We start from the raw sequence: 23,414 nt of genomic DNA, 5'->3' as shown, positions 1-23,414 counted from the left end.
GCCCCGCGGGCGCGGTCGGGAGCGGCCCCACCGAGCCACTAAGGTGTCCCTATGTCCGAACCGACTGGTGCAGCCCGCAGGCGCGGGCCTTTCAGAGTCGGGGACCAGGTCCAGCTCACCGACCCCAAGGGACGCCACTACACGTTCACGCTCGAAGCCGGAAAGCAGTTCCACACCCACAAGGGCGCTTTCCCGCACGACGAGCTGATCGGCGCCCCCGAGGGCAGCGTGGTGCGGACCACGGGAAACGTCGCCTACCTCGCGCTGCGCCCCCTGCTCCCCGACTACGTCCTGTCCATGCCCCGCGGCGCCGCCGTGGTCTACCCCAAGGACGCGGGGCAGATCCTGGCGATGGCCGACATCTTCCCCGGGGCCCGGGTGGTCGAGGCAGGCGTCGGCTCCGGCTCGCTGAGCAGCTTCCTGCTGCGCGCGATCGGCGACCACGGCATGCTGCACAGCTACGAGCGCCGGGCGGACTTCGCCGAGATCGCCACCCAGAACGTCGAGCGCTACTTCGGCGGCCCGCACCCGGCCTGGCAGCTCACCGTGGGCGACCTCCAGGACCACCTGTCCGACACCGACGTGGACCGCGTCGTGCTGGACATGCTCGCCCCCTGGGAGTGCCTGGAGCCGGTCGCCAAGGCCCTGGTGCCCGGCGGCATCCTGTGCGCCTACGTGGCCACCACCACCCAGCTCGCCCGCACCGTGGAGGCGATCCGCGAGCACGGCACCTTCAACGAGCCGGCCGCCTGGGAGTCCATGGTGCGCACCTGGCACGTCGAGGGGCTCGCGGTGCGGCCGGACCACCGGATGATCGGCCACACCGGCTTCCTGCTGACCGCCCGCCGGCTCGCCGACGGCGTCGAGCCGCCCCTGCGCCGCCGCCGCCCCGCCAAGGGCGCCTACGGCGAGGACTACGCCGGCCCGGGCAGCGGGAGCGGCGGCAGCGGACCCGACCACTGAGGTCCCTTTCCGGCCAACTTCACCGCGCCGCCGCCGGTTTGTCCGCCCGGACACCGGCGGCGGCGCGTCCGTGGGAGCCCTTCGCCCGGACCCGCCCGGTCCGCCCCGGGGCCGGGCCCCGCCGTTCCGCGCCCGTGTGACGTGTGGCACCATGCTGGCCACCCCCGCAGACCAGAACCCCCCAGGAGTCAGGCGAGTGCAGCCCTCCGCAGGTCCGGCCCTCCCGCACACGCACAGCCGCGCCGTGCACTGGATCACCACGGCCCTGGCCGTGGCCGCGCTGGTCGGGGCCACGGCCCTGGTGCAGCCCGCGGACGCCACCCCCAAGGCCGCCGCCAGACCCGCGACGCCCTCCGGGCCGCCGGTGGCCGCGCCGAACGCGAACGCCGCGCACTACCCGCTGACCTGCGCCCCCGGCGTCAAGGTCGACGTGGTCTCGCACGTCTCGGCCGACCTCGACGGCGACGGGCGGCCCGAGACCGCCGTCGTGGTCCGCTGCGACTCCGAGACCGGCACCCCGCCCAGCGGCGTGTACGTGTTGTCCGCGCCCGCCCACCCGGGCGGCGCCCCGAAGATCGCGGTCACCCTGGTCGACCCGAAGGACGACCGGCAGATCTCCGACTTCCGGCTCGACGGCGACACCGTCAAGGCCACCGTGCTCGGCTTCTCCAGCGACGACGTGGCCCGCTGCTGCCCCGACATGAAGCGCACCTACACCTGGGAGTGGCGCGGCGACCGGTACGTGGCGCTGCCCGGCCCGGCCGCGGGCGCCGTCTGACCGCTCGTCCGCCCCCTGCCCGCGCCGGACCCGTGCCGGGCAGGGGACGGACGCCCGGTCGCCGCCGGGGCCGTCCGCCCCGGCTCAGTCCGCGGCCGGGCCGTACACCTCGACCTGGTCCGAGACCCGCCGCACGTGGATGCACTCGCCCGGGCACTCCTTGGCCGAGTCCGCCACGTCGGTGAGCAGCGGCAGCGGCACCCGCACGGTGGCGCCGGGGGACTGGCGCAGCTCGTCGTCGGAGTCCTTGACATACGCCAGGCCGTCGATGTCCAACTCGAACACCTCGGGCGCGTACTGCACGCAGATTCCGTCGCCCGTGCACAGGTCCTGGTCGATCCAGACCTCGAGTGCCTCGGCTGTGCTCTGGCCCTGGCTGTCGCTCACGCGGAACCCATCCCTGCCGTTCGTCGTTCCGGTATCACCGGGGAAGCAACAGCCCCCGGCGGCTGTTGACCCAAACGACGATACAACCGGCGGCATTCGGATGGAGATCGGCGGGTATCCCAGTGGCGGAGGGACGTGCGCAAGGGTGAAGATCGGACACACCGCGATCGTCTTTGTGATCTAGGGGTTTCAACCCCTACCAGCCCAGGTAGGGTCTGGGAACGTCCAGCTCCCCTTGGAGGAGGTGAGGACCGTGGCGGCCCACGACGACGAATTCAACCGTGGCGGCCGACCCGCTCGTGGTTCGGAAGATCCCATGAGCCAGGTCGCCTTTCTTGAGCAGGAGATCGCCGTCCTGCGACGCAAGCTCGCCGACTCTCCGCGGCACACGAGGATTCTCGAGGAGCGGATCGTCGAGCTGCAGACCAATCTGGCGGGTGTCTCCGCACAGAACGAACGGCTCGCGAACACGCTCCGCGAGGCCCGCGACCAGATCGTGGCCCTCAAGGAGGAGGTCGACCGGCTCGCGCAGCCGCCGGCCGGCTTCGGCGTGTTCCTACAGGCCAACGAGGACGGCACCGCCGACATCTTCACCGGCGGACGCAAACTGCGGGTCAACGTCAGCCCGTCCGTCGAACTCGACGACGTCAAGCGCGGCCAGGAGCTGATGCTCAACGAGGCGCTGAACGTCGTGGAGGCGATGGAGTTCGAGCTGGTCGGCGACATCGTCACCCTCAAGGAGATCCTGGAGGACGGCGAGCGGGCCCTGGTGATCGGGCACACCGACGAGGAGCGCGTGGTCCGGCTCGCCGAGCCGCTGCTCGACGGCACCCTGCGCACCGGCGACGCGCTGCTGCTCGAACCCCGCTCGGGATACGTGTACGAACGCGTGCCCAAGAGCGAGGTCGAGGAGCTGGTCCTCGAAGAGGTCCCCGACATCGACTACCGGCAGATCGGCGGCCTCGGCAACCAGATCGAGCAGATCCGCGACGCGGTCGAGCTGCCCTACCTGCACGCCGACCTCTTCAAGGAGTACGAACTGCGCCCGCCCAAGGGCGTCCTGCTGTACGGCCCGCCCGGCTGCGGCAAGACGCTCATCGCCAAGGCGGTCGCCAACTCGCTGGCCAAGAAGGTCGCCGAGGTCACCGGGCGGCCGCAGGGCAAGAGCTACTTCCTGAACATCAAGGGCCCCGAGCTGCTCAACAAGTACGTCGGCGAGACCGAGCGGCAGATCCGCCTGGTCTTCCAGCGGGCCCGGGAGAAGGCGTCCGAGGGCACGCCCGTCATCGTCTTCTTCGACGAGATGGAGTCCCTCTTCCGCACCCGCGGCTCCGGCGTCAGCTCCGACGTGGAGAACACCATCGTCCCCCAGCTCCTCGCCGAGATCGACGGCGTCGAGGGCCTGGAGAACGTCATCGTGATCGGCGCGTCCAACCGCGAGGACATGATCGACCCGGCCATCCTGCGCCCCGGCCGTCTCGACGTGAAGATCAAGATCGAGCGTCCGGACGCCGAGGCGGCCAAGGACATCTTCTCGAAGTACCTCGTCGACACCCTCCCGCTGCACTCCGACGACCTGGCCGAGCACGGCCAGTCCCGGGCGGGCACCGTGGACGCCATGATCCAGTCGGTGGTCGAGCGGATGTACTCCGAGAGCGAGGAGAACCGCTTCCTGGAGGTCACCTACGCCAACGGTGACAAGGAGGTCCTGTTCTTCAAGGACTTCAACTCCGGAGCGATGATCCAGAACATCGTGGACCGGGCGAAGAAGATGGCGATCAAGGACTTCCTCGACCACGACCAGCGCGGGCTGCGCGTGAACCACCTGCTCGCCGCCTGCGTGGACGAGTTCAAGGAGAACGAGGACCTGCCGAACACCACCAACCCCGACGACTGGGCGCGGATCTCCGGCAAGAAGGGCGAGCGGATCGTCTTCATCCGCACCCTGGTGACCGGAAAGCAGGGAGCGGACACCGGACGCTCCATCGACACCGTGGCGAACACCGGACAGTATCTGTAAGCACTACCCTCCGGCTGCGGGTCCCGACCAGCGGGTACCCGCAGCCGGTGTGTTTCCGACCCGGACGGGCCGGAGCCGGGCAAGGAGGGCCGCATGACCGTACGGCGAGTAATGGGCATCGAGACGGAGTACGGCATCTCCGTCCCCGGCCACCCCAATGCCAATGCCATGCTCACCTCGTCCCAGATCGTCAACGCCTACGCGGCGGCGATGCACCGGGCGCGGCGCGCACGCTGGGACTTCGAGGAGGAGAACCCGCTGCGGGACGCCCGCGGCTTCGACCTCGCCCGGGAGGCGGCCGACTCCACCCAGCTCACCGACGAGGACATCGGCCTCGCCAACGTGATCCTGACCAACGGCGCGCGGCTCTACGTCGACCACGCCCACCCTGAGTACTCCTCGCCGGAGATCACCAACCCGCGCGACGCGGTGCTGTGGGACAAGGCCGGCGAGCGGATCATGGCCGAGGCGGCGGTGCGCGCGGCGCAGCTTCCCGGCGCCCGGCAGATCCTGCTGTACAAGAACAACACGGACAACAAGGGCGCTTCCTACGGCACCCACGAGAACTACCTGATGCGCCGGGAGACGCCGTTCTCGGACATCGTCCGGCACCTGACGCCGTTCTTCGTCTCCCGGCAGGTGGTCACCGGCGCCGGCCGGGTCGGCGTCGGCCAGGACGGCCACGAGGACGGCTTCCAGCTCAGCCAGCGCGCGGACTACTTCGAGGTCGAGGTCGGCCTGGAGACCACCCTCAAGCGCCCGATCATCAACACCCGGGACGAGCCGCACTCCGACGCCGAGAAGTACCGCCGGCTGCACGTCATCATCGGCGACGCCAACCTGTCGGAGATCTCCACCTACCTCAAGCTGGGCACCACCTCCCTGGTGCTGTCCATGATCGAGGAGGGGTTCATCAAGGTGGACCTCGCGGTGGACCAGCCGGTGCGCACCCTGCACGAGGTCTCGCACGACCCCGGACTGCGACGCCTCGTCACCCTCCGCAACGGCCGGAAGCTGACGGCCGTGCAGCTCCAGATGGAGTACTTCGACCTCGCCCGCAAGTACGTCGAGGAGCGGTACGGCGCCGACGCCGACGAGCAGACCAGGGACGTGCTGGCCCGCTGGGAGGACGTGCTGGGGCGGCTGGAGAGCGACCCGATGAGCCTGTCCGGCGAGCTGGACTGGGTGGCCAAGCTGGAGCTGCTGGAGGGCTACCGGCGCCGTGACGGCCTGGACTGGGACGCCGCCCGCCTGCACCTGGTCGACCTGCAGTACGCCGACGTGCGCCCCGACAAGGGCCTGTACAACCGCCTGGCGGCCCGCGGCCGGATCAAGAGGCTCCTGGCCGAGGACGAGGTCGCGCGGGCCGTGCAGCACCCTCCGGAGGACACCAGGGCCTACTTCCGCGGCCGCTGCCTGGAGCAGTACGCGGACGACGTGGCGGCCGCGTCCTGGGACTCGGTGATCTTCGACCTGCCCGGCCACGACTCCCTCCAGCGCGTTCCCACCCTGGAGCCGCTGCGCGGCACCCGGCAGCACGTGAAGGAACTGCTGGACCGCTGCCGCACCGCCGACGAGCTGGTCCGCATCCTGTCCGGCGGCTGATCCGCGGCTGAAACGGTCCGGAACCGGGAATCAAGTTCCTAGCACTCGGACGTTGTCGTATTCGAGGGCCGTAGTCGGACCCTCCTTGTAGGGTCTGATCTTGTACGCACGCAACCGAGCGGGGTGAGGGACATGGCTACCAAGGACACCGACGGCGGACAGCAGCGGGCTACGCGTTCCACGGACGAGGTCGAGGAGGTCCAGGAGGACGCCAAGGCCGCCGAGGACCTCAAGGAACGCCACGAGAAGCTCTCGGACGACGTGGACTCGGTTCTCGACGAGATCGACGACGTCCTGGAGGAGAACGCCGAGGACTTCGTGCGTTCCTTCGTCCAGAAGGGCGGCGAGTAGCCGCTCGCCCGTCTCTCCGCCCCGCGGTCCGTGGACCGCGGGGCGGATGGATGCGGGGCCCATGGGTAGGGTCCGTAGAAAACACCATGATCGTGTGGAAGGAATCGCGTGGAAGCCAACACTCGTAAGCCCGGGCATCTGCCGGCTGCCTTCCTGACGCCCGGCTCGTCGTCGTTCCTCGACTTCCTCGGCGAGCACTCGCCGGAGCTGCTGCCGGGCAACCGCGCGCTGCCCGCGGTCAAGGGCGCGGTGGAGCTCCCGCACGGCACCACCATCGTGGCCGCGGTCTTCGACTCCGGCGTCGTGCTGGCCGGCGACCGCCGCGCCACCATGGGCAACGTGATCGCCCAGCGCGACATCGAGAAGGTCTTCCCGGCCGACGAGTACTCCGCGGTCGGCATCGCCGGCACCGCCGGCCTCGCGGTGGAGATGGTCAAGCTCTTCCAGCTCGAGCTGGAGCACTACGAGAAGATCGAGGGCGCCACCCTCTCGCTGGAGGGCAAGGCCAACCGGCTGTCCACGATGATCCGCGGCAACCTGGCGATGGCCATGCAGGGACTCGCCGTGGTCCCGCTCTTCGCGGGGTACGACACGGACCGCGCCAAGGGCCGGATCTTCTCCTACGACGTCACCGGCGGCCGCACCGAGGAGGTCAACTTCGCCTCCACCGGCTCCGGTTCGGTCTTCGCCCGTGGCTCGCTGAAGAAGCTCCACCGCAGTGGCCAGACCGAGCGGCAGACCGTCACCGCCGTCATCCAGGCGCTCTACGACGCGGCCGACGACGACTCGGCCACCGGCGGCCCCGACCTGACCCGGCAGATCTTCCCGATCGTCACCGTCATCACCGAGGACGGCTTCCGCAGGCTCGACGAGTCCGAGGTCGCCGCGATCGCCCGCTCGGTGCTCGACGGCCGGCTCGAACACCCCGACGGCCCGCAGGCCGAGGTGCTGTGACGCCCGTTCACCCGCCGCGCCCGCCGCGGCCCCTGACTCACGCAGCAGCGCCGACGACAGCAGAAAGGCACGGTTGAGCCGGTGTCCACGCCCTTTTACGTTTCGCCCCAGCAGGCCATGGCGGACCGCGCGGAGTACGCCCGCAAGGGCATCGCGCGCGGCCGCAGCGTCGTGGTGCTCCAGTACACCGACGGCATCGTCTTCGTCGCCGAGAACCCCTCCCGCGCGCTCCACAAGGTCAGCGAGATCTACGACCGGATCGCCTTCGCCGCCGTCGGCAAGTACAACGAGTTCGAGAACCTGCGGATCGGCGGCGTCCGCTACGCCGACCTGCGCGGGTACACCTACGACCGCGACGACGTCACCGCCCGCGGCCTGGCCAACGTCTACGCGCAGACGCTCGGCACCATCTTCTCCAGCGTCGGCGAGAAGCCGTACGAGGTGGAGCTGATCGTCGCCGAGGTGGGCGCCGCCCCCGAGGACGACCAGATCTACCGCCTGCCGCACGACGGCTCCATCGTGGACGAGCACGGCGCGGTCGCGGTGGGCGGCAACTCCGACCAGATCGGCAGCTACCTCGACCAGCGGCACCGCGACGGGATGACCCTCGCGGAGGCGCTGGCGCTGGCCGTCGAGTCGCTCGGGCGCGACGCGAACGGCGGCAGCGACCGCCAGCTCACCGCCGAGCAGCTCGAAGTGGCGGTGCTCGACCGGACCCGGCCGCAGCAGCGGAAGTTCAGGCGCATCCTCGGCCGGCAGCTTTCGCGGCTGCTCGACACCGAGAGCGCGGCCACCACGAAGACGGACGAACCGTCCGACGAGGAGGAGTAGGGCGCCCCCGCCCTCCGGCGCCCCTGCCCTCCGGCGCCCCCGCCCTCCGGCGCCCCTGCCCTCCGGGGCCCCGGCCGCGCGGTCACGCGACCGCGCGGACGCGAACCGTCAAGGCGCCGCCGAGGTGGAGCCCCGGGCGACCAGTTCCACCGGGAGCTCCACCGGCGGGACGGGCGCGCCGTCGAGCAGGGCGAGCAGCGCGGCCATGCCGCGGGCGCCCACCTCCTCGGCGGGCAGCCGCACCGTGGTCAGCTCCGGGTCGAGCGCGGTCGCCAGCTCCAGGTCGTCGAAGCCGGACACCGACACGTCCTCGGGCACCCGCAGCCCGAGGCTGCGCGCGCCCTTGCAGGCACCCGCGGCCAGCACGTCGCCGTCGCACAGCAGGGCGGTCGGCCGGGGGCCGGGGGCGGTCAGCGCGCGCACGGCCGCGTCCCGCGCGGAGGCCACGTCCAGCCCGCACCGCTCGGTGGCCGGCCGCGCCCCCGCGACCCGGGCGAGTTCCTCGCCGACGGTCCGCGCGCGCACCTTGAAGGTCCAGGTGTCCACGTCGGCGGCGAGGTGGGTGATCCGGCGGTGCCCCAGGGCCACCAGGTGCCGCACCACCTGCCGGATGCCGTCGGCGACGGCGAGGTCCACGGTCGGCGGGCCGTCCTGCGCCCCGGGCCCGCTGTCCAGCATCACCAGCGGCAGCCCGCCGTCGGCGATCCCGGCGAGCGCGTCGGCCGCCATCGAGGAGGCGATCACCCCGTCGATCGCCGCCCGCGCCGGTCCGAACGGGTCGCGGGCCGGCCCGATGCCCTCGGGTGACGGGTAGAGCACCACGCCGAAGCCGTGCGCGTCGGCCACCCGGGCCGCTCCCGCGTACACCCGGGCGAAGTACTCGTGGGTGAGGGCCGGCACCACCAGCAGCGCGGTCCTGGTCCGGCCCAGCCGCAGGCTGCGCGCGGCCGCGTTCGGCCGGTAGCCCAGCTCGCCGGCCACCGAGCGCACCGTGCCCGCGGTGCGCTCCGAGACCCGCCCGCGCCACTTCCCGCCGAGCACCAGCGACACCGTCGCCTGCGACACGCCGGCCGCCCGCGCCACGTCGCGCGATGTGGGTCGATCGCTCCCGGCCACCTCGTCCGCCGCCTTCCGGAACCCGTCCCACGGCCTGGACCCGTGAGCTGCCGTCATGGTACGTATGACGGCGACGTTATACGTAACACGAAAGGGGCGGGGCGATGGCGAGCGGCTATGGCGACCTGCTGCGGACCAGGCATGCCGCGCGGCTGCTCGGCGGGACCCTGCTGGGCCGGCTGCCCAACGCGATGTCCGCCCTGGCCGTCGTGCTGTTCGTGCGCGCGCACGGCGAGGGGTACGGCCTGGCCGGCGCCCTGTCCGCGCTCTACGGGCTCGCGGTCGCCGTCGGGCAGCCGCTCCTCGGCCGGGCGGTGGACCGCAGGGGGCAGCCGCGCGTGATGGCCTCGGCGGCGCTGGCGGCCGCGGCCGGCTTCGGGCTGCTCGCGGCGAACGGCCCGCGCCCGCTGCCCGTCGCGGTCGCCGCGGTGCTGCTCGCCGGCGTCGCCACACCGCCGCTGGAGGGCGGGCTGCGCGCGCTGTGGCCGGCGGTGCTGGACCACGAGGAGCAGGTGCGGCGCGCCTACGCGCTGGACGCCGCCGCCCAGGAGGTGCTGTTCACGCTCGGCCCGCTGCTGGTCACCGCGACGGTCGCGGCCGCCTCGCAGGCCGCGGCGCTGGTCCTGACCGGGCTGCTCGGCGTGGCGGGCACCCTGGTCGTCGTCACCTCCGGGCCCTCCCGGCAGTGGCGCGCCGAGGCCCGCGAGCCGCACTGGCTGGGCGCGCTGCGCTCGCCCGGCCTGCTGGCGCTGCTGGGCGCCTGCTTCTTCGTCGGCATCGCGCTCGGCGCCTTCTCGCTGGCCGCGGTCGCCTACGGGGACGCGCACGGCGGCGGTTCGGCCGCGTCCTACGTCCTGGCGGCCAACGGCGCCGGCGCGCTGGCCGGCGGCCTGCTCTACGGCAGCCGCACCTTCGCCGGCGTCCCCGAGCGGCGGCTGCGCCTGCTCGCGGTGGGCCTCGCGGCCTGCTACCCGCCGCTGATGCTGGTGCCGGCGCTGGGCTGGATGCTGCCGCTCGCCGCGCTGTCCGGGCTCTTCCTGGCCCCCACCCTCGCGTGCGGGTTCCTGGTGGTCGACCGGCACGCCCCGCCGGGAACGGTCACGGAGGCGTTCTCCTGGGTGGTGACCGCCATCGGGGTCGGCTCGGCGCTGGGCACCGCGGCCGCCGGGGCGGTCGCGCAACACCTCGGGACCCCGGCCGGATTCGGTGTTTGCGCCGTGTGCGGGGCCGTGGCGCTGGGCGTACTGCTGTCGACGGGGCGAATCCTGACCGTCCGCGAGGTCGAAACCGGTCGGGCCGTCACGGAAAAAGATCCAAACCGTGGCCCCGATCCCCGTTTCAGCACGTCGCATCAGGCGTAATGTTCAGACATGGACCGCCGCATTTTCGGGCTGGAGAACGAGTACGGCGTCACATGCACGTTCAGGGGACAGCGGCGTCTGTCCCCTGACGAGGTGGCGCGGTACCTCTTCCGCCGTGTCGTGTCATGGGGCCGCAGCAGCAATGTTTTCCTCCGCAATGGGGCCCGCCTCTATCTCGACGTCGGCTCGCACCCGGAGTACGCCACTCCCGAGTGCGACAACGTCACCGAACTCGTCACGCACGACAAAGCCGGTGAACGCATCCTCGAGGGCCTGCTGGTGGACGCCGAGCGGCGCCTGCACGAAGAGGGCATCGCGGGTGACGTCTACCTCTTCAAGAACAACACCGACTCGGCAGGCAACTCCTACGGCTGCCACGAGAATTACCTGGTCGCCCGGCACGGCGAATTCTCCCGGCTGGCCGACATCCTCATTCCGTTCCTCGTCACCCGCCAGCTTCTGTGCGGCGCGGGCAAGGTGCTCCAGACCCCGCGCGGCGCGGTCTTCTGCGTCAGCCAGCGCGCCGAGCACATCTGGGAGGGCGTCAGCTCGGCGACCACCCGGTCCCGGCCGATCATCAACACCCGTGACGAGCCGCACGCCGACGCGGAGCGGTACCGCCGGCTGCACGTCATCGTCGGGGACTCCAACATGTCGGAGACCACGATGATGCTCAAGGTCGGCGCGACCGACCTGGTGCTGCGGATGATCGAGGCCGGCACGGTGATGCGCGACCTGACGCTGGAGAACCCGATCCGGGCCATCCGCGAGGTCAGCCACGACATCACCGGGCGCCGCAAGGTGCGGCTCGCCTCCGGCCGGGAGGCGTCCGCGCTCGACATCCAGCAGGAGTACTACTCCAAGGCCGTCGAGTTCTGCGAGCGCCGCGGCATCCGCAGCGGCGTCATCGACCAGGTCCTGGAGCTGTGGGGCCGGGCCCTGGAGTCGATCGGCAGCGGCGACCTGTCGAAGATCGGCACCGAGATCGACTGGGTGATGAAGTACCAGCTCATCGAGCGGTACCGGAACCGCGACAACATCACCATGTCCCACCCGCGGGTCGCGCAGATAGACCTCGCGTACCACGACATCCACCGCCGCCGCGGGCTGTACTACCTGCTGGAGCGCAAGGGGCAGGCCAAGCGGATCTGCAGCGACCTGAAGATCTTCGAGGCCAAGTCGGTGCCGCCGCAGACCACCCGGGCCCGGCTGCGCGGCGACTTCATCCGCCGCGCCCAGGAGCAGCGCCGCGACTTCACCGTCGACTGGGTGCACCTGAAGCTGAACGATCAGGCGCAGCGCACCGTGCTGTGCAAGGACCCGTTCCGGTCGGTGGACGACAGGGTGGAGAAGCTGATCGCCGGCATGTGACCCGGCGCGGCGCCGCCGGGGCGGGAAGCGGTCCACGACCCGCCTGCCGCCCCGGCCGCCCGCGCCCGCCACACCCGCCCCGACAGGCCCCGTGCGTATCTCGTACGGGGCCTGTCGCACGCCGTAGGGTGTGGCCTGCACTCGTGTTCCCCCCACGCACCACACCCGGCACGACCCCCCGCCCCGACGACAGTTACGAGGAATTCCGTGCGCCGACGCTCAGTACTGCTCGCCGTCCCCGCGCTCATGCTCACCGCCGCCGGCTGCGGCGACGACAGCAAGGGCAGCTCGTCGACGCCCAGTTCGTCGTCCTCGACGACCCCGCCCGCTTCGCCGACCGACTCGGCGACCGGTTCGGCGACACCGTCGGCGGAGATCGTCTCCGGCCCGGTCCCGGCGATCACCGCGGGCACGGGCTTCAACCAGAAGCCGACCGTCGCCAAGGGCACCGGCACCCCCTCCGACAAGCTCGCCGTGAAGACGGTGATCAAGGGCGACGGGGCGAAGATCGCCGGCGGCGACTACGTCCAGGTGAACTACGTCGGCCAGATCTGGAACACCGGGAAGGTCTTCGACACCTCCTTCGGCAAGAGCCCGTACACGAACGTGATCGGCCAGGGCAAGCTCATCCCGGGCTGGGACCAGGGCCTGATCGGCCAGCAGGCGAACAGCCGGGTGGAGATGGCGATCCCGCCGTCGCTCGGCTACGGCGACAGCGGCAACGCGCAGGCCGGCATCAAGGGCACCGACACCCTGGTGTTCGTCATCGACGTGCTGGAGCGCTTCGACGGCAAGAGCTCGTCGAAGGGGAAGGTAGTGCCGCAGACCGACGCGAAACTGCCCAAGTCCGGCACCAACACCGACGGCAAGATGCCCTCGCTGACCATCCCGAAGGGCGTCAAGGCCCCCACCAAGCTCGTCTCCGCGTACATCCTCGAAGGCGACGGACCGGTGATCAAGTCCACCGACTCGGTGCTCGCGCAGTACCAGGGCAAGGTCTGGAGCACCGGCAAGGAGTTCGACTCCAGCTACAGCCGCGGCGAGCTGGCGGCGTTCGAACTGAGCCAGCTCATCCAGGGCTGGCAGCAGGGCCTGGTCGGCAAGAAGGCCGGCAGCCGGGTCCTGCTGGTGACCCCCGGCTCGCTGGCCTACGGGGCCAACCCGCCCTCGGGCAGCGGCATCCCGAAGAACGCCACGCTGGTCTTCACGCTCGACGTGCTGGCCGTCCTGTGAGGTCTGCGAGACTGTCCGGGTTGCCCGCAACAGCACAAGGAGCATCGCAGTGAGCATCGACAAGCCCGAGATCGACTTCCCGGGCGGCGAGCCGCCGGCCGACCTGCAGGTCAAGGACATCTGGGAGGGCGACGGCCCGGTCGCGAAGTCCGGCGACACCGTCTCCGTCCACTACGTGGGTGTGGCCTTCTCCACCGGCGAGGAGTTCGACGCGAGTTGGAACCGCGGCACGCCGCTGCAGTTCCAGCTCGGCGTCGGCCAGGTCATCGCCGGATGGGACCAGGGCGTGCAGGGCATGAAGGTGGGCGGCCGTCGCCAGCTCACCATCCCCGCGCACCTCGCCTACGGCGACCGCGGCGCCGGCGCCGCCATCGCCCCGGGCGAGACCCTGATCTTCGTCTGCGACCTGGTGGGCGTCTGAACCCCGTGTTCGGGCGCCTCCGGGAGCGTTGACCCGGGGCGAGCCGCCCGTGGACCCGGCCCCCGCCCGAACGGCGGGGGCCGCGGTTTTGGGGCGGCGCCGCGGAGCGGTACGGTTCAGCGGGGGCCACGCCCGCGGGCGCGCCGGGCGGCAGAGAAGACGGATGAGGGCGTACTGATGGCGATCGCCAAGGCCGAGCGGCTGATGAACCTCGCGCTGTGCCTGATGAACACCCGCCGCCCGGTCAGCAAGCGCGAGCTGCGCGCGTCGATCGAGGCGTACCACGAGGTCACCTCGGACGAGGCGTTCAACCGGATGTTCGAGCGCGACAAGGACGACCTGCGCGAACTGGGCCTGGTCATCGACACCGTGGAGAGCATCGACGGCGACTTCGGGTACCTCGCCCGCAGCGACCGCAACCGGCTGCCGGACATCGCCCTGGACCCCGAGGAGGCCGCCGCCCTCGCCCTGGCCGCGAAGGTCTGGCAGCAGGCCCGGCTCGCGGAGGCCGCGAGCGGGGCGTTGCAGAAGCTGCGTGCGGCCGGGGTGCCGTACGAGGACACCACCAGCGCGCTGGAACCGCGCATCCCGGCGCCGGAGCCGGCCTTCGAGGCGCTGATGGTGGCCACCCGCGAACGCAAGGCGGTCGCCTTCGACTACCGCAAGGCCAACGCCGCCCGCCCCGAGCCCCGGCTGGTCGAGCCGTGGGCGCTGGAGTGCTGGCGCGGCCACTGGTACCTGGCCGGCCACGACCGCGACCGCGGTGACGTGCGGGTCTTCCGGCTGTCGCGGATCTCCGGCCGGGTCAAGGTGCGCGGCGCCTTCACCGTCGAGGTGCCCGACCACATCGACGTGCGCGAGACGGTGGCCCGCTGGGCCGGCGAGGGCGCCACCGCCGCCACCGCGCGGATCAGGCTCCGCCGGGACAGCGGCTACCCGCTGCGCGCCCGCGCGGTCACCACCACCCCGGTCGACGCGGAGTGGGACGAGCTGTAGGTCCCCTACGGGCACGGCCTGGACGCGTGGCTGGCCGAGTTCGGCCCCGACGTCGTCGTGCTGGCCCCCGAGGAGCTGCGCGCGGAACTGGTGGACCGGCTGCGCGCCGTGGCGAAGGGCTGATCTGTGAGCCAGTGGGGGAGTGACCGATGAGCAACGCGATCGACCAGACCCGCAGGATGCTGTCCCTGGTGACGTATCTGCGCGAGCGGCCCGGGGCGCGGGTGAGCGAGGTGGCGCGGGCCTTCGGGGTGAGCGAGGCCGAGCTGATCGGCGACCTGAACGTGCTGCCGCTGTGCGGCACCAGCTTCAGGGGCGGCGACCTGCTGGACATCGACACCGACGGCGAGCGGATCTGGTGGCACAACCCCGGCACCGCCGACGACGTGGCGCAGCCGCTGCGGCTGGCCGCCGACGAGGCGACCGCGCTGCTGGTCGCCGCCCGCGCGGTGGCGAACCTGCCCGGGCTGCGCGAGGGCGACCGGCAGGCGCTCCAGCGGGCGGCCGCCAAGCTGGAGACGGCGGCCGGCGAGGCGGCCGGCGCCAGCGGGCGGCTGTCGGTGACCTTCGAGTCCGAGGGCAGCGTGTTCGCCACCGTCGACCGCGCGCTGACCGAGCGGCGCAGGCTGTGGATGCGCTACTACTCGCCGGCCCGCGACACGCTGACCGACCGAGAGGTGGACCCGATCCGGCTCTTCGCCGTCGGGCACACCTATGTCGAGGGCTGGTGCCGGCTGTCGGAGGACCGCCGCACCTTCCGGCTGGACCGCGTCGCCGAGATCCGGCTGCTCGACGAGCCGGCCGACCCGCCCCGGATCGAGCCGCGCGACCTGTCGCAGGGACTGGTGCAGCCGGCCGGCGACGACCCCGAGGTGGTGGTCGAGGTCGGCCCCGGCGGGCGCTGGGTCGCCGAGTACTACCCGCACGACAGCGCCGAGGAGCTGCCCGACGGCGGCCTGCGGATCACCCTGCGCACCCCCGACCCCGGTTCGCTGCGCCGGCTGGCGCTGCGGCTGGGCCGCGACGGCCGGATCGTCTCCCCGCCGGACCTCGCCGACGGCGCCCGCGACGCCGCGGTGCGGGCCCTGGCCGCCTACGGTGAGTGAGGGCACGGACGGCGGCACCCTGCGCGTGGTCCGCCCGCCGGAGGACGCCCCCGCCACCGCGGACGGCCCGGCGGCGCCCGCGGTGCTGTTCCGGGCGAACTGCACGCACTGCCGCAGCAGCTTCGAACTGGACGCCGGCGCGCTGCGGTTGGCCATCGGGGCCTCGTCCCGCACCACTTTCTACTCCTTCACCTGCCCGGAGTGCGGCGAGGCCGTTCGCAAACCGGCCGGGGAGCGGATCGTGGAGCTGCTCACCGGTGGCGGGGTGCCGACGATCCGGCTGACCGGGCGCTGACCGGGCGCTGACCGGGCGCTGACCGGGCGCTGACCGGGCGCTGACCGGGCGCCGGACGGGCACCTCGCACACCGGACGCCGGGTCGGCGGCGGGGCGGACGCCCGCTCTCCGGCCCGGGGCCGGGCGCGCGGGGCCGGGCGGTCCACCGATAGGCTCCCGACCCATGTGGTGGCTCTTTCTCTACGTCGGCCTGTCGACCGCCGGCCTGCTGGTGCTGGGCGTCCTGGCGGTCCGGGTCTTCGCGGCCGTGCAGGCACTCACGCACCAGGTCGCGGCGAGCACCGACGCGCTGACCGCGGCGAGCGAGCGGCTGCGCCGGGCCGCCGGCCCGCTGGCCGAGCGGACCGGGGAGATCTCACGCCGTTGAAGCCTGCCGCGATTCCGGCAGGTGAGGGTACTCTTGCCCCGGCGGCCCGCGAACCTGGCGCGACTCGGGCCGCAGCCGGGTGGACGGCGGCACACTCCGACGTCCGCAGTCGCGCGCTACGATCACTGCGCGGCACCGGCTTCGGGCACCCGCCCGGCTCAGTACCGTGGACGCACGGACCACGCCGCCAAGGTGACAAGGTGGACCTTAATGCTCAGCAACCTCAAGCCCCTGGAAATCCTCCTCATCGTCGCCGTCATCGTCGTGTTGTTCGGTGCGAAGAAGCTTCCCGACCTGGCGCGCTCGGTCGGCAAGTCCGCCCGCATCCTCAAGAGCGAGGCCAAGGCGATGAAGAGCGAGGGCGCGTCGCCGGCCGAGGGTTCCACCGCGCCGCAGACCGCGGCCCGCACCATCCAGTCCGCCCCGGGCGACACCGCCAGCGCCCGCCCGGTGAGCGAGCCGGAGCGCACCACCAGCCAGAGCTGATCCGAGACCGATAACCGCGCCCGGCCGTTCTCCGCGGCGACCGGCGACAGGTGAAGGACCAAGCCGGGACCGGTCGCTCCGGTGGCGGCTGCCGCACGAGACGAGGACGTGGGTGCTCAAGACTGCCCGCAAGCAGGCGACGAAGGACCCCGAGGGTCGGATGCCCCTCGCGGACCATCTGCGTGAGCTGCGCAACAGGCTGTTCAAGTCGGTCCTGGCGATCCTCGTCGTCACGATCGTGGCAGCGGTGTTCTACAAGCACATCATCGAGCTGCTCCAGCACCGCATCCCGTCCACCGTGCGCTGCGTGAACGGCGCGATGCCCTCGGCGGACCAGAAGACGCACACCGAGGCGTGCGCGCAGATGACCGTCAGCGGTCTGCTCGGCGGCTTCTCGATCGCGCTGAAGGTCTCGCTGATGGCCGGCGTGGTCGTCTCCTCCCCGGTGTGGCTCTACCAGCTCTGGGCGTTCCTCGCGCCCGGCCTGCACAAGAACGAGAAGCGCTACACCCTCGGCTTCGTGGCCGCCGGTGTCCCGCTGTTCCTGGCCGGCGCGGTGCTGGCCTACGCGATCCTGCCCCAGACCGCGCGGATCATGATCGGGTTCGTGCCGAGCGACACCACGAACCTGCTGCCGCTGGACGACTTCCTGGACCTGGTGGCCCGGATGATCGTCGTCTTCGGCCTCGCGTTCGAGCTGCCACTCGTGCTGGTGCTGCTGAACTTCACCGGGATCGTGACCGGGCGCCGGATGCTGGGGTGGTGGCGCGGCATGGTCGTCGGCATCACCGTCTTCGCGGCGGTCGCCACGCCGACCGGCGACCCGCTGACGATGTCGCTGCTGGCCGCGCCGATCGTGCTGCTGTATTTCCTGGCGATGGCGGTCTGCTTCTTCAACGACCGGCGCAGGGACCGCCGCCGCGCGGCGGACCCCGATTTCGGGTTGGACCCGGACGAGGCGGCGAACCTCGACTACGTGCCGGAGCAGGTCGACGCGCAGGCGTTCGACGCGGAGGCGGAGCGCCGCGCCGCCGACGACGGCTACGACGACGCGACCTGATCCCGCTTCCCCGTCGCACCGCTTCCCGCCGTAGGGCCCGCGCCGCGTTCCCGGCTGCCGCCCGGTGGTGGGCTGGTCGCGCAGTCCTCCCGCGCCCCTGGGGAGGCGTCCCTCCGCAGCGCACGAGGCGGGCCGCGGGCACCCGGAAGCGTTGGTGTGGCGGGGATCTTCCGCTGGTCGGCCGGGGGCGGATATCGTCACGCCGGTGACCAGCGAGATCACCCTGTTCGTCAACCCGTCCGCCGGCCGCGGACGGGGTGCCCGCGCGGCCGGGCCCGCCGCCGGCGCCCTCCGCGCCGCCGGCTTCGACGTCCGCGAGGTGGTCGGGGCCGACGCCGCCGACGCGCTCGCCGGGGCACGCGCCGCCGTCGCCGGCGGCACCCGCGCCCTCGTGGCCGTCGGGGGCGACGGCCTGGTCTCCCTGGCACTCCAGGCGGTCGCCGGCACCGGCACCCCGCTCGGCGTCGTCGCCGTCGGCACCGGCAACGACTTCGCCCGGGTCAACGGCCTGCCGGTGCGCGACCCCGCCGCCGCGGGCGCCGTGGTCGCGGCGGCGCTGTCCGCGGGCCGCACCCGGTCGCTCGACCTCGGTCGGGTCGAGGGCGGCCCCGGCGGCCCCGGCGCCCCCCGCTGGTTCGGCACCGTGCTCGCCTCCGGCTTCGACTCGCGGGTCAACGACCGCGGCAACCGGATGCGCTTCCCGGGCGGCCGCTTCCGCTACGACGTGGCGATGCTCGCCGAGCTGGCCGCGCTGCGCCCGATCCGCTACACCGTGGCCTTCGACGACACCGACGAACGGGAGCTGGAGGCGACCCTCGTCGCGGTCGGCAACGGCTCCTCCTACGGCGGCGGGATGCGGATCTGCACGGACGCGCGGATGGACGACGGGCTCTTCGACGTGTGCGTGGTCGGGCCGTGCAGCCGCACCACGCTGCTGCGGGTCTTCCCCCGGGTCTACCGCGGCACCCACCCCGGCCACCCGGTGGTCACCGTGCACCGCGCCGCGCGCGTGCGGCTGAGCGCCGAAGGCGTCACCGGGTACGCCGACGGTGAGCCGATCGGCCCGCTCCCGCTGACCGCCGCCACCGTGCCCGGCGCCCTCCGGCTGCTGGTCTGAACCACGCCCGCGGTGCGCGGCCCCGGACGCCGCCCCGGGGCCGCGACCCGGGGCCGTACCGCCGGCGGAAGGGAAGCCGGGCGGTAAAGGTCACGCACGGTGTCGGCCGCCCCGGGTAGGCTCGTGCGGGAGATGACCGAAGAGATGTCGCCAGCCGAGCGCTACGCCGCAAGCCGTCGCCGCGCCGAAGAGAACGCCACCGCGCTCGCGCAGTTCCGCGAGCTGTACGAGTTCGGCCTCGACCCGTTCCAGATAGACGCCTGCCGGGCCCTGGAGGGCGGCAGCGGCGTCCTGGTCGCCGCGCCCACCGGCTCCGGGAAGACCATCGTCGGCGAGTTCGCCGTCCACCTGGCCCTGGCCGAGGGCCGCAAGTGCTTCTACACCACGCCGATCAAGGCCCTGTCCAACCAGAAGTACAACGACCTGGCGAAACGCTACGGCGCCGAGAAGGTCGGCCTGCTCACCGGTGACAACAGCGTCAACGGCGACGCGCCCGTCATCGTCATGACCACCGAGGTGCTGCGGAACATGCTCTACGCGGGTTCCGCCGCGCTCGACGGCCTCGGGTACGTGGTGATGGACGAGGTGCACTACCTCTCCGACCGCTTCCGCGGCGCGGTGTGGGAGGAGGTGATCATCCACCTGCCGCAGTCGGTGACGCTGGTGTCGCTGTCCGCGACGGTCTCGAACGCGGAGGAGTTCGGCGACTGGCTGGACACCGTGCGCGGCGACACCCGGGTGATCGTCTCCGAGCACCGGCCGGTGCCGCTGTGGCAGCACGTCCTGGCCGGGCGGCGGATGTACGACCTGTTCGAGGAGAAGTCCGGGCCCGCCGACCCCGGCGGGCGCCGCGAGGTCAACGCCGACCTCGAACGGCTGGCCCGGATGGAGAACCAGCGCACCTACCCGCGCGGCCGGCGCGGCCGGGAGGCCGACCGGGAGCGCGAGCGGCGTGCCCGCAGCCGGATCTGGACGCCGAGCCGGGCCGAGGTGATCGACCGGCTCGACAACGAGGGGCTGCTGCCCGCGATCACCTTCATCTTCAGCCGGGCCGGCTGCGAGGCGGCCGTCCAGCAGTGCCTCTACGCGGGCCTGCGGCTGAACAACGACGAGGCCCGGCTGCGGGTGCGGTCCATCGTGGAGGAGCGCACCCGCGCCATCCCCGACGAGGACCTGCACGTGCTCGGCTACTTCGAGTGGCTGGAGGGCCTGGAGCGCGGCATCGCCGCCCACCACGCCGGCATGCTGCCCACCTTCAAGGAGGTGGTCGAGGAGCTGTTCGTCAAGGGCCTGGTCAAGGCGGTGTTCGCCACCGAGACGCTGGCGCTCGGCATCAACATGCCGGCCCGCTCGGTGGTGCTGGAGAAGCTGGTGAAGTGGAACGGCGAGACCCACGCCGACATCACCCCCGGCGAGTACACGCAGCTCACCGGGCGCGCCGGACGGCGCGGCATCGACGTCGAGGGCCACGCGGTGGTGCTGTGGCAGCGCGGCTTCGACCCGGCGGCCGTGGCCGGCCTGGCCGGCACCCGCACCTACCCGCTGCGCTCGTCGTTCAAGCCGTCGTACAACATGGCGGTCAACCTGGTCGGCCAGTTCGGCCGGCACCGCTCGCGGGAACTGCTGGAGACGTCGTTCGCGCAGTTCCAGGCGGACCGCTCGGTGGTCGGCATCTCCCGGCAGGTGCAGCGCAACGAGGAAGGGCTCGACGGCTACCAGGAGTCGATGACCTGCCACCTCGGCGACTTCGGCGACTACATGCGGCTGCGCCGCGAGCTGAAGGACCGCGAGGCCGACCTGGCCCGGCAGGGGGCCGTGCAGCGCCGCGCGGCCGCCTCGGACGCGCTGGAGAAGCTGAAGCCGGGCGACATCATCCACGTGCCGGCCGGGAAGTACGCCGGCCTCGCGCTGGTGCTGGACCCGGGGGTGCCCGCCGGCCGGGCCGCCGGCCACCGGCGCGGCGAGGAGTACCACGACGGGCCGCGCCCTCTGGTGCTCACCGCCGAGCGCCAGGTCAAGCGGCTGGCCCAGATGGACTTCCCGGTGCCGGTCGAGGCGTTGGACCGGATGCGCATCCCCAAGTCGTTCAACGCGCGCAGCCCGCAGTCCCGGCGCGACCTCGCCTCGGCGATGCGCACCAAGGCCGGCACCGCCGGCTGGGCGGCGCCGGCCCGGCACCGCAAGCAGCGCTCGGCGGCCGCCGACGACACCGAGATCGCCCGGCTGCGCGCCGAGATCCGCGCGCACCCCTGCCACGGCTGCGCCGACCGCGAGGACCACGCCCGGTGGGCCGAGCGGTACCACCGGCTGCGCCGCGACACCCAGCAGTTGGAGCGGCGGATCGCCGGCCGGACCAACACCATCGCGCGCACCTTCGACCGGGTGTGCTCGGTGCTCGACGAGTTGGGCTACCTGGAGGGCGACACCGTCACCCCCGAGGGACGCCGGCTGGCCCGGCTCTACGGCGAACTCGACCTGCTGGCCAGCGAATGCCTGCGGGACGGGGTGTGGGACGGGCTGGGCCCGGCCGAACTGGCCGCGTGCGCCTCGGCGCTGGTCTACGAGTCCCGGCAGTCCGACGACGCGGTGATGCCGAAGCTGCCCACCGGCAACGCGAAGGCGGCGCTCGGCGAGATGGTGCGGATCTGGGGGCGGTTGGACGCGCTGGAGGAGGACCACCGGATCAACCAGACCGAGGGGGTCGGGCAGCGCGAGCCCGACCTCGGCTTCGCCTGGCCGGCGTACCGGTGGGCGTCCGGGCACGGCCTGGACACGGTGCTCTCCGACGCCGACATGCCCGCCGGCGACTTCGTGCGCTGGTGCAAGCAGCTCATCGACGTGCTCGGCCAGATCGGCAACGCGGCACCGGAGGGGAGCCCGGTGCGGCGCAACGCCCACAAGGCGGTCGACGGGTTGCTGCGGGGCGTGGTGGCGTACTCCTCGGTGGGGTGAAATTCGCCACGCCGTGTTGACGGTCGCGGTGGTCGCCCTCCCCGGGGGCGGCGCACCGCGGCGGTCTGGCCCCGGCCGGTCAACTCCCTGGCCACGCCCGGTGGTCCGGCGGTTCCGGGAGCCTCCCGGGGTCCCGCCGCGACCTGCGGATCGGCCCCGCCGACGGGCGCTGAGCTGTGAGGATCGTGTGAGGGACCGGTTCCGTTTTATCGGGCGTTTACCGAAACACTGCTTGGCTGAGGCGAATGCATTTGCCATCAATCAGCGACAGCAGGGAAGCGGTACCTGCGTGAGCAGTCAACCCCCCACCAGCACGCGGCAGCACGACGGCCAGCGAGAAGCGGTACGAGAAGGACCGGAGGCCGAGCCGTTCCCGTCGGCCGTCCGGGTGCCCGGCAAACGGGTCGACGGCATCGACGGGCTGCGCACGCTCGCCGTGATGCTCGTCATCGTCTACCACTTCCACCCGGAGATACTGCCGGGCGGTTCCATCGGGGTGGACATCTTCTACACGATCAGCGGCTTCGTGATCACGCGGCTGCTGATCGCGGAGTTCGCCCGGACCGGCGACATCGGGCTGCGGCAGTTCTACCGGCGCCGCTGGCTGCGGCTGGTGCCCGCGCTCCTGGTGGTCTGCGTGCTGACCGCGCTGCTCAGCTTCACGCCGGTGCAGTCCTTCCGGCACGGCGTCTCGGCGTCCCTGCTGTCGGCGTTCTCGCTGGTGAACCTGGTCCGCGCGGCCCAGCCGGGCGCGTACAGCGGCGTCACCGCGCCGCTCGGCCACACCTGGTCGCTCGGCGTCGAGGAGCAGTTCTACCTGGTGTGGCCGCCGGTGCTGCTCCTGCTGCTGCGCCGGCTCAAGGCCCGCACGGTGCTGGTGGCCGCGGTCGTGCTGACGCTGCTGCCGGTGCTCTGGCGCTTCCACCTGTGGGGCTCGGGGGCCGCGCACCGCATCTACAACGGCCCGGACACCCGCGCCGACCAGCTCCTGGCCGGCGCGGTGCTGGCGATCGTGCTGGCCCGGCTCGCCCCGGACGACCCGTGGCGGGAGACCATGCGGACCTGGGCGGCGCGGCTGTGGGCGCCCGCCGTCGTGCTGCTGGGCCTGATGGTCTGGCAGGTCCAGATCACCGGCAACAGCGCCTGGATCGCGCCGGAGTACACCGTCGGGTTCCTCGTCACCGCACTGCTCGCGGTGGTCCTGCTCACCGCGCTCGAACTGCTGCCGTCCTCACCGCTGACGAAGGTGTTCTCGGTCGCTCCGGTCGCGTGGATCGGGCGCAACCTCAGCTACGGCCTCTACCTGTGGCACTACCCGCTCATGCACCTGCTGAGCGACCTGGGCGTGCAGCGGATGCTCTTCCCGTCCACCCTGCTGGCCACGTTCATCATGGCGCTGGCGTCCTACTTCCTGGTGGAGGAGCCCTGCCGGCGCCTCAAGCAGCGCCGCCGCGGCAAGCCGAGCGGACGCGGCGGGGGAGAGCGGCCGCAGGAGCCGCTCGTCACCGCGCCGGTCGCGGTGCCCGGCCAGGCCGGGTAGCGGCCCCGCACGCCGGCCCCTCACGCCCCTCGCGGCCCGACTCCCGCACCGGTCACGCCCCGTGCGCGGAGTCCGGCCGCCGGGGCCCGGCGACTCCGGCGGA

At 72.4% G+C, this 23,414-nt stretch carries 21 protein-coding genes and 1 pseudogene; 20 read left to right on the top strand and 2 right to left on the bottom strand.

What is annotated here, in order from left to right; genetic code table 11:
* Positions 1 to 51 precede the first annotated feature (51 nt).
* A complete protein-coding gene (locus RVR_RS04775; protein WP_202232640.1) occupies positions 52 to 963 on the top strand; it encodes a tRNA (adenine-N1)-methyltransferase in 912 nt (303 codons plus the stop codon).
* Between the two features lie 196 nt (positions 964 to 1,159).
* Positions 1,160 to 1,741 carry a hypothetical protein gene (locus RVR_RS04770; protein ID WP_202232639.1) on the top strand — a complete coding sequence of 194 codons (582 nt, stop codon included), beginning with the start codon at positions 1,160 to 1,162 and terminating at the stop codon, positions 1,739 to 1,741.
* A gap of 84 nt (positions 1,742 to 1,825) precedes the next feature.
* Here RVR_RS04770 and RVR_RS04765 read toward each other — a convergent pair whose 3' ends face one another.
* The gene (locus RVR_RS04765; RefSeq protein ID WP_237404571.1) at positions 1,826 to 2,128 is read right to left on the bottom strand and encodes a ferredoxin; all 303 of its coding nucleotides are present in this window, start codon (positions 2,126 to 2,128) and stop codon (positions 1,826 to 1,828) included.
* Positions 2,129 to 2,381: 253 nt separating this feature from the next.
* On the opposite strand from RVR_RS04765, the gene arc reads away from it, so the two are divergent.
* The 5 genes from arc (at position 2,382) to prcA (ending at position 7,889) form a co-directional block, all read left to right on the top strand.
* Positions 2,382 to 4,148 (top strand): proteasome ATPase, encoded by a 1,767-nt coding sequence (arc, locus tag RVR_RS04760; RefSeq protein WP_202232637.1) that lies wholly within the window; start codon positions 2,382 to 2,384, stop codon positions 4,146 to 4,148.
* A gap of 93 nt (positions 4,149 to 4,241) precedes the next feature.
* Positions 4,242 to 5,753 carry a depupylase/deamidase Dop gene (gene dop / locus RVR_RS04755; protein WP_202232636.1) on the top strand — a complete coding sequence of 504 codons (1,512 nt, stop codon included), beginning with the start codon at positions 4,242 to 4,244 and terminating at the stop codon, positions 5,751 to 5,753.
* Positions 5,754 to 5,885: 132 nt separating this feature from the next.
* Positions 5,886 to 6,104: a ubiquitin-like protein Pup gene (locus RVR_RS04750; protein WP_202232635.1), complete on the top strand. Its 219-nt coding sequence runs from the start codon at positions 5,886 to 5,888 to the stop codon at positions 6,102 to 6,104.
* Positions 6,105 to 6,212: 108 nt separating this feature from the next.
* A complete protein-coding gene (gene prcB, locus RVR_RS04745; protein ID WP_202232634.1) occupies positions 6,213 to 7,058 on the top strand; it encodes a proteasome subunit beta in 846 nt (281 codons plus the stop codon).
* A gap of 81 nt (positions 7,059 to 7,139) precedes the next feature.
* Positions 7,140 to 7,889, top strand: coding sequence for a proteasome subunit alpha (gene prcA, locus RVR_RS04740; protein ID WP_202232633.1), 750 nt, complete (start codon positions 7,140 to 7,142; stop codon positions 7,887 to 7,889).
* 108 nt (positions 7,890 to 7,997) lie between these two features.
* On the opposite strand, the gene RVR_RS04735 is transcribed toward prcA, so the two are convergent.
* Positions 7,998 to 9,062: a LacI family DNA-binding transcriptional regulator gene (locus RVR_RS04735; protein WP_202232632.1), complete on the bottom strand. Its 1,065-nt coding sequence runs from the start codon at positions 9,060 to 9,062 to the stop codon at positions 7,998 to 8,000.
* A gap of 47 nt (positions 9,063 to 9,109) precedes the next feature.
* Here RVR_RS04735 and RVR_RS04730 point away from each other — a divergent pair, with 47 nt between their 5' ends.
* From RVR_RS04730 to RVR_RS04670, 13 genes and pseudogenes are all read left to right on the top strand, one after another.
* The gene (locus RVR_RS04730; RefSeq protein ID WP_202232631.1) at positions 9,110 to 10,366 is read left to right on the top strand and encodes an MFS transporter; all 1,257 of its coding nucleotides are present in this window, start codon (positions 9,110 to 9,112) and stop codon (positions 10,364 to 10,366) included.
* 9 nt (positions 10,367 to 10,375) lie between these two features.
* Entirely contained in the window at positions 10,376 to 11,737 is a 1,362-nt protein-coding gene (gene pafA / locus RVR_RS04725) for a Pup--protein ligase (RefSeq protein WP_202232630.1), read from the top strand.
* A gap of 207 nt (positions 11,738 to 11,944) precedes the next feature.
* Positions 11,945 to 12,970, top strand: coding sequence for an FKBP-type peptidyl-prolyl cis-trans isomerase (locus RVR_RS04720; RefSeq protein WP_202232629.1), 1,026 nt, complete (start codon positions 11,945 to 11,947; stop codon positions 12,968 to 12,970).
* Between the two features lie 49 nt (positions 12,971 to 13,019).
* Positions 13,020 to 13,391 carry an FKBP-type peptidyl-prolyl cis-trans isomerase gene (locus RVR_RS04715; RefSeq protein ID WP_202232628.1) on the top strand — a complete coding sequence of 124 codons (372 nt, stop codon included), beginning with the start codon at positions 13,020 to 13,022 and terminating at the stop codon, positions 13,389 to 13,391.
* Between the two features lie 177 nt (positions 13,392 to 13,568).
* A pseudogene (locus RVR_RS04710) lies at positions 13,569 to 14,510 on the top strand (helix-turn-helix transcriptional regulator).
* A 26-nt stretch (positions 14,511 to 14,536) separates the two neighbouring features.
* Positions 14,537 to 15,493: a helix-turn-helix transcriptional regulator gene (locus RVR_RS04705; protein WP_202232627.1), complete on the top strand. Its 957-nt coding sequence runs from the start codon at positions 14,537 to 14,539 to the stop codon at positions 15,491 to 15,493.
* A gap of 25 nt (positions 15,494 to 15,518) precedes the next feature.
* On the top strand, positions 15,519 to 15,788 hold the full coding sequence (locus RVR_RS04700) for a hypothetical protein (protein WP_202238389.1): 270 nt from the start codon (positions 15,519 to 15,521) through the stop codon (positions 15,786 to 15,788).
* Positions 15,789 to 15,952: 164 nt separating this feature from the next.
* On the top strand, positions 15,953 to 16,156 hold the full coding sequence (locus RVR_RS04695) for a hypothetical protein (protein ID WP_202232626.1): 204 nt from the start codon (positions 15,953 to 15,955) through the stop codon (positions 16,154 to 16,156).
* Positions 16,157 to 16,366: 210 nt separating this feature from the next.
* Positions 16,367 to 16,642 carry a Sec-independent protein translocase subunit TatA gene (gene tatA, locus RVR_RS04690; RefSeq protein WP_202232625.1) on the top strand — a complete coding sequence of 92 codons (276 nt, stop codon included), beginning with the start codon at positions 16,367 to 16,369 and terminating at the stop codon, positions 16,640 to 16,642.
* Positions 16,643 to 16,754: 112 nt separating this feature from the next.
* Positions 16,755 to 17,702 carry a twin-arginine translocase subunit TatC gene (gene tatC, locus RVR_RS04685; RefSeq protein WP_202232624.1) on the top strand — a complete coding sequence of 316 codons (948 nt, stop codon included), beginning with the start codon at positions 16,755 to 16,757 and terminating at the stop codon, positions 17,700 to 17,702.
* A 205-nt stretch (positions 17,703 to 17,907) separates the two neighbouring features.
* Entirely contained in the window at positions 17,908 to 18,819 is a 912-nt protein-coding gene (locus RVR_RS04680) for a diacylglycerol kinase (protein ID WP_202232623.1), read from the top strand.
* 132 nt (positions 18,820 to 18,951) lie between these two features.
* Positions 18,952 to 21,771: a DEAD/DEAH box helicase gene (locus tag RVR_RS04675; protein ID WP_202232622.1), complete on the top strand. Its 2,820-nt coding sequence runs from the start codon at positions 18,952 to 18,954 to the stop codon at positions 21,769 to 21,771.
* A 289-nt stretch (positions 21,772 to 22,060) separates the two neighbouring features.
* Positions 22,061 to 23,311, top strand: coding sequence for an acyltransferase family protein (locus RVR_RS04670; RefSeq protein WP_202232621.1), 1,251 nt, complete (start codon positions 22,061 to 22,063; stop codon positions 23,309 to 23,311).
* The last annotated feature ends 103 nt before the right edge of the window (positions 23,312 to 23,414 follow it).

Source organism: Streptomyces sp. SN-593, from assembly GCF_016756395.1.
Classification (GTDB): Bacteria; Actinomycetota; Actinomycetes; order Streptomycetales; family Streptomycetaceae; genus Actinacidiphila; species Actinacidiphila reveromycinica.
This window is presented reverse-complemented; position numbering and strand designations above follow the sequence as displayed.

Bases quoted from the DNA above. Each gene is read 5' to 3' on its own strand.
- RVR_RS04775 (WP_202232640.1), top strand. From the start codon at position 52: ATGTCCGAACCGACTGGTGCAGCCCGCAGGCGCGGGCCTTTCAGAGTC.
- dop (WP_202232636.1), top strand. From the start codon at position 4,242: ATGACCGTACGGCGAGTAATGGGCATCGAGACGGAGTACGGCATCTCC.
- RVR_RS04750 (WP_202232635.1), top strand. From the start codon at position 5,886: ATGGCTACCAAGGACACCGACGGCGGACAGCAGCGGGCTACGCGTTCC.
- RVR_RS04735 (WP_202232632.1), bottom strand. From the start codon at position 9,062: ATGACGGCAGCTCACGGGTCCAGGCCGTGGGACGGGTTCCGGAAGGCG.
- RVR_RS04730 (WP_202232631.1), top strand. From the start codon at position 9,110: ATGGCGAGCGGCTATGGCGACCTGCTGCGGACCAGGCATGCCGCGCGG.
- pafA (WP_202232630.1), top strand. From the start codon at position 10,376: ATGGACCGCCGCATTTTCGGGCTGGAGAACGAGTACGGCGTCACATGC.
- RVR_RS04705 (WP_202232627.1), top strand. From the start codon at position 14,537: ATGAGCAACGCGATCGACCAGACCCGCAGGATGCTGTCCCTGGTGACG.
- RVR_RS04695 (WP_202232626.1), top strand. From the start codon at position 15,953: ATGTGGTGGCTCTTTCTCTACGTCGGCCTGTCGACCGCCGGCCTGCTG.
- tatA (WP_202232625.1), top strand. From the start codon at position 16,367: ATGCTCAGCAACCTCAAGCCCCTGGAAATCCTCCTCATCGTCGCCGTC.
- RVR_RS04675 (WP_202232622.1), top strand. From the start codon at position 18,952: ATGACCGAAGAGATGTCGCCAGCCGAGCGCTACGCCGCAAGCCGTCGC.